General features: G+C 71.2%; 12 protein-coding genes. 6 read left to right on the top strand and 6 right to left on the bottom strand.

All coding sequences use genetic code 11. The annotated features are described in order from the left end of the window. Positions 1-86: 86 nt before the first annotated feature. A complete protein-coding gene (locus tag ACW0Q9_RS21840) occupies positions 87-701 on the bottom strand; it encodes a DUF4190 domain-containing protein (protein WP_456184160.1) in 615 nt (204 codons plus the stop codon). A 208-nt stretch (positions 702-909) separates the two neighbouring features. Between ACW0Q9_RS21840 and purN the strand changes: the two genes are divergently transcribed. The 4 genes from purN to ACW0Q9_RS21820 all read left to right on the top strand — a co-directional run bounded on the left by purN (position 910) and on the right by ACW0Q9_RS21820 (position 6487). Next, a complete protein-coding gene (purN, locus tag ACW0Q9_RS21835) occupies positions 910-1530 on the top strand; it encodes a phosphoribosylglycinamide formyltransferase (protein ID WP_456184158.1) in 621 nt (206 codons plus the stop codon). Then, positions 1527-3098, top strand: a complete 1572-nt coding sequence (purH, locus tag ACW0Q9_RS21830) for a bifunctional phosphoribosylaminoimidazolecarboxamide formyltransferase/IMP cyclohydrolase (protein ID WP_456184156.1) — start codon at positions 1527-1529, stop codon at positions 3096-3098. Before purN ends, purH begins: the two co-directional genes overlap by 4 nt. Before the next feature lie 236 nt (positions 3099-3334). Further along, entirely contained in the window at positions 3335-3697 is a 363-nt protein-coding gene (locus ACW0Q9_RS21825; protein WP_456184154.1) for a hypothetical protein, read from the top strand. A 156-nt stretch (positions 3698-3853) separates the two neighbouring features. Beyond that, positions 3854-6487: a glycosyl hydrolase gene (locus tag ACW0Q9_RS21820; protein WP_456184152.1), complete on the top strand. Its 2634-nt coding sequence runs from the start codon at positions 3854-3856 to the stop codon at positions 6485-6487. A gap of 68 nt (positions 6488-6555) precedes the next feature. Here the strand turns inward: ACW0Q9_RS21820 and ACW0Q9_RS21815 are convergent, their stop codons facing one another. From ACW0Q9_RS21815 to ACW0Q9_RS21795, 5 genes are all read right to left on the bottom strand, one after another. Beyond that, a complete protein-coding gene (locus tag ACW0Q9_RS21815; RefSeq protein WP_456184150.1) occupies positions 6556-7584 on the bottom strand; it encodes an ABC transporter ATP-binding protein in 1029 nt (342 codons plus the stop codon). Continuing rightward, positions 7568-8605, bottom strand: coding sequence for an ABC transporter ATP-binding protein (locus ACW0Q9_RS21810; RefSeq protein ID WP_456184148.1), 1038 nt, complete (start codon positions 8603-8605; stop codon positions 7568-7570). The genes ACW0Q9_RS21815 and ACW0Q9_RS21810 overlap by 17 nt, the downstream gene beginning before the upstream one ends. Positions 8606-8612: 7 nt before the next feature. Then, complete coding sequence (locus ACW0Q9_RS21805; RefSeq protein ID WP_456184146.1) at positions 8613-9569, bottom strand: ABC transporter permease; 957 nt, start codon at positions 9567-9569, stop codon at positions 8613-8615. Between the two features lie 69 nt (positions 9570-9638). Beyond that, positions 9639-10577, bottom strand: a complete 939-nt coding sequence (locus tag ACW0Q9_RS21800) for an ABC transporter permease (protein ID WP_456184144.1) — start codon at positions 10575-10577, stop codon at positions 9639-9641. Between the two features lie 91 nt (positions 10578-10668). Continuing rightward, positions 10669-12270: a peptide ABC transporter substrate-binding protein gene (locus ACW0Q9_RS21795; RefSeq protein ID WP_456184142.1), complete on the bottom strand. Its 1602-nt coding sequence runs from the start codon at positions 12268-12270 to the stop codon at positions 10669-10671. Between the two features lie 410 nt (positions 12271-12680). Between ACW0Q9_RS21795 and ACW0Q9_RS21790 the strand changes: the two genes are divergently transcribed. Continuing rightward, positions 12681-13544 carry a bifunctional methylenetetrahydrofolate dehydrogenase/methenyltetrahydrofolate cyclohydrolase gene (locus ACW0Q9_RS21790; protein WP_456184140.1) on the top strand — a complete coding sequence of 288 codons (864 nt, stop codon included), beginning with the start codon at positions 12681-12683 and terminating at the stop codon, positions 13542-13544. Positions 13545-13644: 100 nt separating this feature from the next. After that, positions 13645-14595, top strand: coding sequence for a malate dehydrogenase (gene mdh / locus ACW0Q9_RS21785; protein WP_456184138.1), 951 nt, complete (start codon positions 13645-13647; stop codon positions 14593-14595). Positions 14596-14693 lie beyond the last annotated feature (98 nt).

The raw sequence follows: 14693 nt of genomic DNA, 5'->3' as shown, positions 1-14693 counted from the left end.
CAAACCTCTTGATCAACACCGCGGGCGGGGGCCCGGAACGGGCGAGGGGGCGGCCGGCACGCCGGACACCCCCTCGTCGGAACCCGTCAGGAACCGATGTTGTTCAGGTTGATCGCGGCGCCGGCGATGGCGTTGATGATGCCGATGACCACACCGATGCCGCCGCAGATGAGGGCGGCCTTGGCCTGGCCGGCGTTGTTCGCCTCGCCCGCCTGGACCTTCTTCTGGCCCATCACGCCGAGCACGATGCCGGCGATGCCGGCCGGGATGCCGATCAGCGGGCAGCAGAGGCCGAGCACGATCGAGGCGATACCGGCGATCATGCCGATCAGGCCCAGGGTGTTGTTCTGGCCGCCACCGGTCGGGTAGCCGGCCTGCGGGTACTGCGGCGCGGCGCCGTACGGCTGCTGCTGCTGCGCGTACGGGTCCTGCCCGTAGGGCTGGCCGGGGGTCGGCTGCCCGTACGGCTGGCCGGAGGTGGGCTGCTGGCCGTACTGCGGGGCCTGCGGCGGCTGGGCGTACGGGTCCTGCCCGTACGGCTGGCCGGAGGTGGGCTGCTGGCCGTACTGCGGCGCCTGCGGCTGCTGGCCGTACGGGTTGTGCTGCGGGGAGGTCGGGTCCTGGTTCGGCTGCTGGCCGTACGGGTCCTGACCGGGGTAACCGGGCTGCATTGCGGAGCGCTCCTCAAACTGGGGGTCCATGGTCGCGTTGTTGCCGCTCATCATTCCGCCCGGACACGGGACGCCGCGGCACACGGGCCCGGGACCAAGGTCACGATGCCGACGCCGGGCCGGGCGTACGCACGGCACCGGGCGACGGCAGCGTATCGTGCCGGCGCCACGATGGAGATCACCCGCGGTCCGGCCGCCCGAGCGTCGGACGCCCTCGCAGGCCCGATAGGGTTGCCGCGTGACCGAGCCCGCGTCCGTCGCCCGCCTCGTCGTCCTCGTCTCCGGTTCCGGCAGCAACCTCCAGGCCCTGCTGGACGCCGCCGCCGACCCCGCCTACGGGGCCCGGGTGGTGGCGGTGGGCGCCGACCGCGACGGGATCGCCGGCCTGGACCGGGCCGCCGCGGCCGGTGTGCCGACCTTCGTCGAGCGGCTGACGGACCACCCGACCCGCGAGGACTGGGACCGGGCGCTCACCGCCCGGGTCGCCGAGCACCGGCCGGATCTGGTGATCAGCGCCGGCTTCCTCAAGCTCGTCGGCCCGCACTTCCTGGCCGCGTTCGGCGACCGCTACCTGAACACGCACAACACCCTGCTGCCGGCGTTCCCCGGCATCCACGGCCCCCGGGACGCGCTGGCGTACGGCGTGAAGGTCACCGGGGCCACCCTGTTCTTCGTCGACGCCGGGATGGACACCGGCCCGATCGTCGCCCAGGTCGCCGTGCCCGTGCTGGACGACGACGACGAGGAGTCGCTCACCGAGCGCATCAAGTCCGCCGAGCGGCGCCAGCTCGTCGAGCAGGTCGGTCGGCTGGTCCGTGAAGGTTGGACGATCACCGGCAGAAAGGTCACCATTCCGTGAGTGCCACTGAGGACACCCGCCGCCCGATCAGGCGGGCGCTGGTCAGCGTCTACGACAAGACCGGCCTGGTCGAGCTGGCCCGGGCCCTGCACGAGGCCGGAGTGGAGATCGTCTCGACCGGCAGCACCGCGTCGACGATCTCCGGCGCGGGCGTCCCGGTTACCCCGGTCGAGCAGGTGACCGGCTTCCCGGAGATCCTCGACGGCCGGGTGAAGACGCTGCACCCGAAGATCCACGGTGGCCTCCTCGCCGACCTGCGCAAGGACGCGCACGCCGCCCAGCTCGACGAGCACGGCATCGCCGGCATCGACCTGCTGGTCTCCAACCTCTACCCGTTCCAGGCCACGGTCGCCTCCGGCGCGAACCAGGACGAGTGCGTCGAGCAGATCGACATCGGCGGCCCGGCGATGGTCCGCGCCGCGGCCAAGAACCACGCCTCGGTTGCCGTGGTGACCGACCCGGCGGCCTACCCGGCGCTGCGGGCCGCGCTCGCCGAGGGCGGTTTCACCCTGGCCCAGCGGCAGGCCCTCGCGGCCCGCGCGTTCGCCGACATCGCCGACTACGACGTGGCCGTCGCCGAGTGGTTCGCCCGGGAGCTGGCGCCGGCCACCGACGGGTGGCCGGCGTTCGCCGGCCTGGCGCTGCGCCGCCAGGCGGTGCTGCGCTACGGCGAGAACCCGCACCAGGCGGCCGCCCTCTACGCCGACCCGGCCAGCCCGGCCGGCCTGGCCCAGGCGGAGCAGCTGCACGGCAAGGAGATGTCCTACAACAACTACGTCGACGCCGACGCCGCCTGGCGGGCCGCGAACGACTTCCCCGAGCAGCCGGCGGTGGCGATCATCAAGCACGCCAACCCGTGCGGCATCGCGGTCGGGGCGGACGTGGCCGAGGCGCACCGCAGGGCGCACGCCTGCGACCCGGTGTCCGCGTACGGCGGGGTGATCGCCGTCAACCGGCCGGTCTCGGTGGAGCTGGCCCGGCAGGTCGCGGAGATCTTCACCGAGGTGCTGGTGGCGCCCGGCTTCGACGAGGGCGCCCTGGAGGTGCTCCGGGAGAAGAAGAACATCCGCCTGCTGCGGGCACCCGGGTTCGACCCGCTGCCGGCCGAGTGGCGGCAGGTCACCGGCGGGGTGCTGGTGCAGATGCGGGACCGGATCGACGCCGCGGGCGACGACCCGGCCAACTGGACGCTGGCCACCGGCGAGGCCGCCGACGAGGCCACCCTGCGCGACCTGGCGTTCGCCTGGCGGGCGGTCCGGGCGGTGAAGAGCAACGCGATCCTGCTGGCCCGGGACGGCGCCACCGTCGGCGTCGGGATGGGCCAGGTCAACCGGGTCGACTCGGCGCAGCTCGCGGTGAGCCGGGCCGGCGCCGAGCGGGCCCGCGGCTCGGTCTGCGCCTCGGACGCCTTCTTCCCGTTCGCCGACGGCCCGAAGATCCTCATCGAAGCGGGCGTCCGGGCGATCGTCCAGCCCGGCGGCTCGATCCGCGACGAGGAGACCATCGCCGCCTGCAAGGAGGCCGGCGTGACCATGTACCTCACCGGCACCCGGCACTTCTTCCACTGATCTCCGACCCGGAACGGGGGCTCGGCCGGCCGGCCGAGCCCCCGTTTCACGTGGTGCCGTTCCACTTGGGAGCGCTTGTCACGTCGAGGCGGCTGACCAGCCCGGAGGGCGACATTGCCCGCCCGCGAATGTTGTTGCTAGCGTGGTCCGGGCAAGCGATCGATCCTCCCCGTTGTCTCGCGGTGGCCGGCGGTGAACCGCCCGCCGGAGCGGCCCCCTCCCCGACAGGTATGCCCATGCGCGTGCTCGACCGGTTGACCGCCGTCGTCGTCGCGCTGGCGTTCGTCCTGGCCGGCGTGGGCGCGCCCGCGAAGACCCTTGAACCCGGCGCGGTGGGCATCGCCGCGCACCGGTCGATCGTCCACGACGGACCCGCCCAGGCTCCGTCGGAGCTGTGGACGGAGTTCTCCGGCGGACCCGGCGGTGACCACCGCGCCGGCGTCGCCTCCGGCGACGGACCGGACGATCTCCTCCCGGCCGCGCCCGCGCGGGTCGGCACGCCCACGCCGGCGGCCGCCGCGACCCGCTACCGGCAACCGGCCGTCCCGCTGCCGCCGCGCGGCACCCTGCCGGCCCGGGCCCCGCCGACGGTCGCCTGACCCTCCCCGCGCACCCGCCCGTCGGGCGTAGCGCGGGTCGAGGCCGCATCCGGACCCGCCGGGTCCGCTCACGACAGCGCCACGGTCGCCACCGGCCGCCGTGGTTTCCCTCCCCGGGCCACGCGCCCGGGACCCCCTGAATCCCGGAGGATTCACATGTCCACAACGCGCTGGCGCAAGCCGGCGACAATCGCGGGCGCGCTGGTGCTCACCGCCGCGCTCGGTGGCGTCGTCGCCACCAACCACGAGGTACAGGAGAAGCTCGGCCTGGCCGACGAGCCCGGCGCCAACATGCCCTGGCACCCCAGGGAGTTCATGGAGATGGCGGCCGGCGAGGAATCGGAGGAGGCCGGTGAGGAGGCCTTCGAGGCCCGCACCATCGCCGAGCAGTTCGCCCAGGCCCGCTACGCGCCGGGCATCGTCGCGCCGGGCGCGTACGCCAACGCGTTGAGCCAGCTCAACGCGCTGCCGGCGACCAAGGGCGCCTGGCGCGAGGTCACGAAGATCAAGTACGACGGTGACGACCCGCGCTACCGCGACTACGCGTCCAACTCCTCGGGCGGCGCCGGCCTGGTCACCGGCCGGATGACGGGCCTGGCCGCGGACAACAAGGGGTACGTGTACGCGGCCGGCGCCGACGGTGGCGTGTGGCGTTCCTCGATCGGCGGCGGGAGCTGGACGCCGATCGCGGACGCGCTGCCCACCCTCTCCAGCGGCGACGTCGTGCTCGCCGCGGACGGCTCGCTCTGGTACGCCACCGGTGAGGGCAACACGGGCGCGACCGCGTTCGTGGGCGCCGGCGTCTACCGGCTGGCCGACCCGAGGACCGGCGCCTTCAAGCCCACCGACCGCGTCGGCGGGTCCGAGTTGGAGAGCACTGTCATCAACAAGCTGCGCTTCTTCGACGGCAAGGTCTGGGCCGCCACCAACCGGGGCCTGTTCTCGCACGCCATGAGCAGCGGCTCCGGGGCCTGGAAGCTGGAGTTCGCGCCGAACCCGAGCTACCTGCCGGGCGGGGCGAACGCGGGCGACGCGAACGCGGCGTACAAGAACATCGTCAACGACGTGGCGGGCGACCCCCGCAACGCGAAGCACGTGGTGGTCGCCTCGGCGTGGCGCTCGGGCGACACGTACAACGGCTTCTACGAGACCGCCGACTACACCGCCGGGGGCTGGGCCAGGGTCAACCCGACCGGTTCCATCCCGGCCGACGACATCGGGTACGTGACCTTCGCCTTCTCCGCCGACGGCGGCAAGCTCTACGCGATCAACCAGTCGCCGAAGCTGCTCAACAAGCCCGCCGGCAACGTGAACAGCTACCTGGACGGCATCTACGTCTCCAACAACGGCAACCCGGCCGGCCCGTGGAACAGGATCGCCGACTCGTCGAAGCTGGGCAACTCCGGCTCGGCCCTGAAGCAGACGGTGATCGGTAAGGGCTACGGCCCGGGCATCCAGGCCTGGTACAACCAGTTCCTCGCGGTGGACCCGGCCAACCCGAACCACGTCTGGGCGGGGCTCGAGGAGGTCTACGAGTCGTACGACGCGGGCGCCAACTGGAAGACCGTCGGGCCGTACTGGAACTTCGGCTTCGCCTGCTGGAACATCTCCGACGCCCAGAACACGTGCCACAAGACCACCCACTCCGACCAGCACTCGGTGGCGGTCGGCAACGGGTTCGTCTACGTCGGCAACGACGGTGGCGTCTACCGCCGGCCGGTCAACGGCCGGACCGACAAGGACGGGCACGCCACCGACTGGCAGAGCCTCAACGACGGCACCATCGACGCGCTCCAGTACTACTCGGTGGCGCTGGGCCGGGACCCGGCGAAGGCCGGCACCGTCGTCTCCGGCGGTCTTCAGGACAACGGCGCATCGATCCTGCGCCCCGGCGACACGGTGATGGGCTCCCACTTCGGCGGTGACGGCGGCGATTCGCAGGCCGACCCGGCCAACGGCTGCCGGCAGGTCCAGGAGTACACCAACCTGGCCATGCGGGTGACCGAGAACTGCAACGCCAACCCGGGCCCGGGCACGGCGGAGACCTCCACCTCGCGGGACATCCAGCCGTACACCTCGTCGCCGGGGGACGAGCTGGCCCGGTTCATCGCGCCGTTCGCGCCCGACGACCACGACGCGAACGTCTGGGTCGCCGGCGGCCAGCACGTCTGGGTGAACACCAAGGGCTACGCCATCAAGGACGGCAAGGGTTGGACCAACGCGTTCGACCTGGGCGCCGGCCGGACCGCCACCTCGGTGGCGGTGTCCGGCGGCACGGCGTACGTCGGTTGGTGCGGCCCCTGCAACAACGCCGGCTTCGCCCGCGGCCTCGCCGTCGGCAGGGTCGGCGACCCGTCGAGCTGGCACCAGGTCACCCTGCCGGGTGACTTCCCCAACCGGTTCCTCCAGGGCGTCGGAGTCGACCCGGCGAACCCGTCGCACGCCTTCGTCGCCGTGAACGGCTTCTCCCGCCGGTTCACCGAGGGACCGGGCGCCGGCTTCGGTCACGTCTTCGAGACCACCGACGCGGGGACGACCTGGAAGGACGTCTCGGCGAACCTGCCGGACGTGCCGGCCAGCTCGATCCGGGAACTGTCGACCGGCGCGCTGGTGCTCGCCACCGACCTGGCCACGTTCTACCGCGCGCCCGGCGCCACCGACTGGCAGCGGCTCGGCATCGGCCTGCCGCTGACCGTCGGCATGGACGTCGAGTACAACGCGGCCGACAACTCGGTCTACGTCGCGACCCACGGCCGCGGCATCTGGGCGTTCGACCTCGCCCAGCTCTGACCGGGCACCCCGTGCGGAGGCCCCGTCCCCCCTTCCTCCGGGGGACGGGGCCTCCGTCGTACCGGGGCTCAGGCGCCGGGGCGTACCTCGGCGAAGTGGCAGGCGGAGGGGTGCGGGTCCGCCGCGCGGAGCACCGTCTGCGGCTCCTGGGTGGCGCAGACCTCCTGCGCCTTCCAGCAGCGCGTGCGGAACCGGCAGCCCGAGGGCGGGTCGGCCGGGCTGGGCACGTCGCCGGTGAGCCGGATGATGGTCCGCTCCTCGCGGGCGTCCGGGTCCGGCACCGGCACCGCGGAGAGCAGCGCCTGCGTGTACGGGTGGGTGGCCCGCTCGTAGATCTCCTCCTCGGTGCCGATCTCCACGATCCTGCCGAGGTACATCACCGCGACCCGGTCCGAGATGTGCCGGACCACCGACAGGTCGTGCGCGATGAAGATGTACGACAGCCCGAACTCGTCCTGGAGCTGCTCCAGCAGGTTGATCACCTGGGCCTGGATGGAGACGTCCAGGGCGGAGACCGGCTCGTCGCAGACGATCACCTCGGGGCGCAGGGCCAGCGCCCGGGCGATGCCGATGCGCTGCCGCTGCCCGCCCGAGAACTGGTGCGGGTAGCGGTTGATGTGCTCGGGGTTGAGCCCGACCACGTCCAGCAGCTTCTGCACCCGCCGCTGCTTGCTGCCCTTCGGCGCCGCGTCCGGGTGGATCTCGAACGGCTCGCCGATGATGTCGCCGACCGTCATCCGCGGGTTCAACGAGGTGTAGGGGTCCTGCATCACCATCTGCATGTTGCGGCGCAGCCGGCGCAGTTCCGACCCGGACGCCTTGAACAGGTCCCTGCCGTCCAGCGTGGCCCGGCCGGCGGTCGGCGTCTCCAGCCGCATGAGCAGCCGGGCCAGCGTCGACTTGCCGCAGCCGGACTCGCCGACCACGCCGAGCGTCTCGCCGCGGCGCAGCTCGAAGCTGACCCCGTCGACCGCCTTGACGGCGCCGATCTGCTTCTGGAACAGCACGCCCCGGCTGATCGGGAAGTGCTTGACCAGGTTGTCGACGGAGAGGATGGTCTCGCCGCGGACCTTGGTCTGGCTAGCGGGCGCTGTCATCACGGACCTCCTGCGCGAAGTGGCACGCGCTGGTCCGGCCGTCGCCGAGGACCAGGTCGTGCGGCACCACGTCCACGCAGACCTGCTGCACGTACGGGCACCGGGGGTGGAACGGGCAGCCGGAGGGGATCCGCATGAGATTGGGCGGCAACCCCTTGATCGTCGACAGCGCCTGGCCGCGGACGTCCATGCGCGGGATCGACTCCAGCAGACCCTTCGTGTACGGGTGGGCCGGCGTCCGGTACAGCGAGCGCACGTCGGCGTGCTCGACGATCCGGCCGGCGTACATGACGGCGATCCGGTCCGCGACGCCGGCGACCACGCCGAGGTCGTGGGTGATCAGGATCATCGCCATGTTGAGGTCGCGGCGCAGGTCGGCCAGCAGGTCCATGATCTGGGCCTGCACGGTGACGTCGAGCGCCGTGGTCGGCTCGTCGGCGATCAGCACCTTGGGGTCGAGGGCGAGCGCCATGGCGATCATGACGCGCTGCCGCATGCCGCCGGAGAACTGGTGCGGATAGTCGCCGAGCCGCTTCGCCGCGGCCGGGATCTTCACCAGGTCCATCAGCTCGACGGCCCGCCGGCGGGCGTCGGCCCGGGACATCCCCTCGCGCTGGCGCAGCGTCTCGCCGATCTGCCAGCCCACCGGGAAGACCGGGTTCAGCGCGGAGAGGGCGTCCTGGAAGATCATGGCGATCTCCTTGCCGCGCACCTGCCGGCGCTGCTCCTCGGACTGGGTCAGCAGGTCCCGGCCCTGGTAGAGGATCTGGCCCGAGCGGACGTGCGCCGGAGGCGTGTCCAGGATGCCCATGATCGCCTGGGCGGTGACCGACTTGCCGGAGCCGGACTCGCCCAGCACGGCCAGGGTCTCGCCCGCGTCGAGGTGATACGTCACCCCGTTGATCACCCTGGCCACGCCCTCGGTGGTGCGGAACTCGACGTGCAGGTCCCGTACCTCGAGCAGGTGGCCGCCGGGCGGGGTGGGGGAGGCCGGCGTGGGCCGGACCGCGGACTGGGTCATGAGAGTGTCACCGCAGCTTCGGGTCGAAGGCGTCGCGGATCGCGTCGCCCAGCATGATGAAGGCGAGCACGGTCAGCGCGAGGAAGGCGGACGGCACGATCAGCGGCGTCGCCGACTCGCGCATGTGCACCCGGCCGGCGTCGATGTCGATGCCCCAGGAGATGGTCGGGGCCTTGAGGCCGATGCCGAGGAAGCTCAGCGTCGCCTCGGCCGCGATGAACGAGCCGAGCGCGATGGTGAGCACCACGATCGCCGGGGCGAGCGCGTTCGGCAGGATGTGCCGCCACATGATCCGCCCGTTGCCGGCGCCGAGCATCCGGGCCGCGGCCACGTAGTCCTGCTCCTTGGCGGTGATCACCGAGGAGCGGACCACCCGGGCCGCCGTGGTCCAGCCGAGCACCGCCAGCACGAAGATCACCGCGAACAGCCGGACGTTGTCGCTGCTGGTGCTCACCCGCTTGAGCAGCACGATCGCGGCGAGCAGCAGCGGGATGCCGAGCACGATGTCGATCACCCGGGAGAGCACCGCGTCGACCCACCGGCCGAAGTACCCGGCGAGCATCCCGACGACCAGCGCGATCACCCCGGTCAGCAGCGCGGAGAGCGCGCCGACCAGAAGCGAGGCGCGCGCCCCGTAGACCGCCCGGGAGTAGGTGTCGCAGCCCTGGAAGTCGTACCCGAAGATGGCCCCGCCGGACGGCCCGGCGTGCTGCCGGGAGAGCACGCAGTCGCGCGGGTCGTTGGCGGTGAACAGCGACGGGACCACGGCCATCGCGGCGACCAGCACGACCAGGGCCAGGCTGATCCAGAAGATCGGGTTGCGGCGCAGGTCCCGCCACGCGTCGCCGGCCAGGCTGCGCGCCTTCTGCGGCGCGCCGATCTGGTTTGGCGTGCCGGGCTCACCGGAGACACCCCGCCGCGCGGCCTGGTTCTCGGTCGCCGCGACCGTCTCGAAATCGCTCATGCCCGCACCTCGCTCCGCTCGGCGCGGTCACGAGCGCCACACACTGCGTTGATGATTCGTTCGCTGCGCTCACTCATAGCGGATCCTCGGGTCGAGGACGGCGTAGAGCACGTCCACCACCAGGTTGGAGAGGAGGTAGACCACGACGAGCACGCTGACGATGCCCACCACCAGCGGGCCGTCCTCGGTGCGGATGCCGCGGAACAGGTTGAAGCCGACGCCGGGGATGTTGAACACGCCCTCGGTGATGATCGCGCCGCTCATCAGGTTGCCCAGCTCGACGCCGAGGAAGGTGACCACCGGGATGAGCGAGTTGCGGAGCACGTGCACGCTGACGATCCGGCGCTTGAGCAGGCCCTTCGACCGGGCCGTGCGGACGTAGTCGGCGCGCAGGTTCTCGGCCACCGAGGTACGGGTCAGCCGCAGCGCGGTGGCCAGCGACAGCGACCCGAGCACGATGCCGGGCAGCAGCAGCGCGTAGAGCGAGGGCTCGGCGCCGGCGGTGGCCGGGAAGAGCTGCCACCGCACGCCGAGGAAGTACTGGGCCAGCGGGGCCAGCACGATGGTCGGGATGCCGAGCACCAGCAGGGTGAGCACCAGCGTCGAGTTGTCGAAGATGCTGGCCCGCCGGATGCCGGCGATCACCCCGGCGGTGACCCCGAAGACGACGGTCACGGCCATCGCGATGAGCGCGAGCTTGACGGTGACCGGCCAGGCGGCGACGAGGATGTCGCCGATCTGCCGTCCGGTCAGCGACTGCCCGAGATCACCCTGGAGGAGGTTCTTGAGGTAGTCGAAGTAGCGGTAGAAGAAGCCGCCGACGCCGGTCGCGTCCAGGTGGTACTTCTCGGTGAGGTATGCCCGCTGGGCCGCGGTGACGGGGCGTTCCCCGGCGAGCGCCTGGATGGGGTCGCCCTGGCCGGCGAACATCAGCGCGTAGACGATCAGCGTGGTCCCGAAGAAGGCGAGGACCATCTGGAGCAGTCGCCGCAGAATGAAGCGGAACATGCTGGCAAGTCTCTCTAAAAGGGGCGAAGCGTACGCCGTTGCGCGGGTCGGGCCACCCGGTGGGGGTGGCCCGACCCGTCGTGCGGGGGTGTTACCTGACGACCTCGATCTTGAGCAGGTCCACCCGGTCGAAGAGGTCCACCTCGACGTTCTTGACCTTGCTCGAGTAACCGAAGTTGTTCTGGCCGTACCGGAGCGGGATCACCGGCATGTCCTTGGCCAGGAGGTCCTCCGCCGCCTGGTACTTCTTGATCGCCTCGTCCTCGGTCGGCGCCTGGGCGCCCTCGGCGAGCAGCTTGTCGAACTGCGGGTTGCTGTAGCCGTAGTAGTTCGACGAGCCGTTGGTGCTGTACAGCGGGCCCAGGTAGTTCTCCATGGACGGGTAGTCCATGACCCAGCCCATCCGGAACAGGCCGACCGACTGCTTCTGCTTGAGCTTGGTCAGCAGGTCCGCGAACTTCGGCTCGGCGGTGCCGACGCACTCCACGCCCAGGTTCGCCTTGAGCTGGTTGCAGGTGGCGTCGATCCAGTCCTTGTGGCCGCCGTCGCCGTTGTACGACAGCTCGATCTTCTTCGGGCCGCCCGCGGCCTCGTACATGGCCTTGGCCTTGGCCGGGTCGAACGTCCCGGTGGCGCCGATGGTGTCGTCCCGGTAGCCCGCGACCACGGGCGAGACGAACGAGCGGGCCGGCGTCTGCGAGTCCTTGAAGATCGACTTGGTGATCTCGTCCCGGTCGATCGCCATCGAGATGGCCTTGCGCACCTCGGGCTTGCTGAACTCCTTCTGGAAGGTCGGGAAGGCCAGCACCTGGAGCGAGGAGGCCGGGCTCTGCTTGAACCGGTCACCCAGGTCGGTCGCCGCGGTCGACAGGTTCTCGGTCGGGATCTCCTTGATCACGTCGAGGTTGTCGGAGAGCACGTCGGCGTACGCGGCGGTCATCTGCTGGTAGATCCGGAACTCGACGCCGTTCACCTTCGGCTGCTGGCCGGAGAACGCGTCGTACTTCTCGACCTCGACCTTGGCGTCGTGCTGCCAGGTGCCCTTCATCTTGAACGGGCCCTGACCGATCGGCGCCTGCTCGTAGCCCTCGGCCAGCACGCCCGGGGCGGAGAAGGCGGCCTTGGGCAGCGGGTAGAAGGCCGTGTAGCCGAGCATCGTCTTGAAGTCGACGTACGGCTGCGCGAGCGTCACGGTGAAGGTCAGGTCGTCGACCTTCTTCAGGCCGCTGAGCGTCTTGGCCTTCGGCTGCTCGCCCTGCAGGTCGTCGTAGCCGGCGATCTTCTCGAAGAAGTAGCTGGAGTTCTGGCCGTTGGGGGCGTACGCGCCGTAGTTCCAGGCGTCGATGTAGTTGTCGGCCGTGACCTTCTCGCCGTTGTGGAAGGTGTAGCCGGGCTTGAGCTTGATCGTCCAGACCTTGTTGTCCGACGACGTCACCGAGTCGGCGGCCACCTCGTGGGGCTTGTTCGCCTCGTCGTAGTCGACCAGGGGGCTGAACAGGGCGGACAGCACCTGGGAGCCGCTGGTCTCGTTGGTGTTGGTCGGCACCAGGTGCTGCGGCTCGGCGATCTCGATCCGCACGGCCGCGTTGGGGTCGCTCTTGCCGCCACTGTCGCCGCCCGAGCCGCAGGCCACCAGGCCCAGGGTCACCGCGAGCGGGAGAGCGGTCCAGGCAGCGAGCCTACGAACACGCATGAACTCTCCTCATCTCCTCACGCTGCGCAGTCAGGCCCGGCGCTGGGTAACGCTGCGCAACGAGCGGTAACGGTAGGTCGCGATCCGCCCCGTCGACAACGGGAGCGTTGCGAACCGATAACGGAACGTGCCGGCGGGTCTTGTGGTTGCCGGTCCCGTCTGCTAATCGAGCCGCCTCGCAGCTGGCGTCAGCAGGGATTTGCCGCCGCCCGGGCGCGGTGCGGTGCCGTCTCGCTGCGCCTGGGCGCAACTGCGGCGCGCGTCCGGTCCGTCCCGTCCGGCGTCCGCCGTCCGGCCCAGGCAGTGGCGCGCTGCACATTCGGTGACTCTCGGTGACTAACCCCACGTCACGGTTCGTCACCCTTCGCCGTCGTCGGTCGGCCGGGCGCGGGGCGTGAGACGATCCAGTCGTGACAGCGACGATCCTGGACGGCAAGGCGACCGCGGCGGAGATCAAGGACGAGCTGCGGGCACGGGTCAAGGCGCTGGCGGAGCGCGGCATCACGCCCGGGCTGGGCACGGTCCTGGTCGGCGAGGACCCCGGCTCCCAGGCGTACGTCAACGGCAAACACCGCGACTGCGCCGAGGTGGGCATCGCCTCGATCCGCCGGGAGTTGCCGGCCGACGCCACCCAGGAGCAGCTCGACGCGGTGCTGACCGAGCTGAACGCCGACCCGGGCTGCCACGGCTACATCGTCCAGCTGCCGCTCCCGGCCCACCTGGACACCCAGCGGGCGCTGGAGCTGATCGACCCGGACAAGGACGCCGACGGCCTGCACCCGGTCAACCTGGGCCGGCTGGTGCTCGGCTACGACGCCCCGCTGCCCTGCACCCCGCGCGGCATCGTCGAGCTGCTCCGCCGGCACGAGGTGCCGCTGCGCGGCGCGAAGGTCGCGCTGGTCGGCCGGGGCAACACCGTCGGCCGGCCGCTCGGCCTGCTGCTCACCCGGCGCAGCGAGAACGCCACCGTGACCCTCTGCCACACCGGCACCCTGGACCTGGCCGCGCACACCCGCGAGGCCGACATCGTCATCGTGGCGGCCGGCGTGCCGGGCCTGCTCACCGCCGACATGGTCACCCCGGGCGCCACCGTGGTGGACGTCGGCATCACCCGGGTGATCGGGGCCGACGGCAAGGGCCGCTACACCGGCGACGTCGACCCGGAGGTGGCCGGCGTGGCCGGCAAGCTGGTGCCGATGCCGGGCGGCGTCGGCCCGATGACCCGGGCCATGCTGCTGACCAATGTCGTCGAGCGGGCCGAGCGGCAGGACTGAGTCACCCAGGGACGTCATAACCGTCCGCCCCTGGCCCGATCGGTGCCAGGATGGCTGATACGGTCCGGAAAACCGACTGGTATCAGGGAGTGGGACGACCATGGGTAAGAAGGTCACTGTCGTCGGGGCCGGCTTCTACGGCTCCACCACCGCACAGCGCCTGGCCGAGTACGACGTCTTCGACACCGTCGTGATCACCGACATCGTGGAGGGCAAGCCGGCGGGTCTCGCGCTGGACCTCAACCAGTCGCGCGCCGTCGAGGGCTTCGAGACCAAGGTCGTCGGCGTCACCACCGGCCCGAACGGCGAGGGCTACGAGGCCATCGAGGGCTCCGACGTCGTCGTCATCACCGCCGGCCTGCCCCGCAAGCCGGGCATGAGCCGGATGGACCTGCTGGAGACCAACGCCAAGATTGTCCGTCAGGTCTCCGAGAACGTCGCCAAGTACGCCCCGAACGCCGTCGTCATCGTCGTGTCCAACCCGCTCGACGAGATGACCGCCCTGGCCCAGCTCGCCACCCAGTTCCCCAAGAACCGGGTGCTCGGCCAGGCCGGCATGCTGGACACCGCGCGGTTCACCAACTTCGTGGCCGAGGCGCTGAACGTACCGGTGAAGTCGGTGAAGACCCTGACCCTGGGCTCGCACGGCGACACCATGGTCCCGGTCCCGTCGAAGAGCAGTGTGGACGGCAAGCCGCTGCGCGAGGTCATGCCGGCCGAGCAGATCGAGGAGCTGGTCGTCAAGACCCGCAACGGTGGCGCCGAGGTCGTCGCGCTGCTGAAGACCGGCTCGGCGTACTACGCCCCGTCGGCCGCCGCCGCCCGGATGGCCAAGGCCGTCGCCGAGGACTCCGGCGACGTCATGCCGGTCTGCGCCTGGGTCGACGGGCAGTACGGCATCTCCGGCGTCTACCTGGGCGTCGAGGCCGAGATCGGCGCCGAGGGCGTCAAGCGGGTCGTCGAGACCGACCTGGACGCCGACGAGCTGGCCGCCCTGAAGGACGCCGCCGAGGCCGTCCGCGCCAAGCAGGCCGACGTCGCCAACATGTGACCTGAGCACCACCGCCGGAGGGGCGGGCCGGCTGACGCCGGCCCGCCCCTCCGCACATCCCACCCCCCATTGCCGTTGATCATGAGGTTGGCGGCACT

The sequence above is a fragment of the Micromonospora sp. I033 genome, assembly GCF_053890995.1.
Note: the sequence above shows the minus strand (reverse complement) of the source record. Positions and strands in the feature narration are given on the sequence as shown.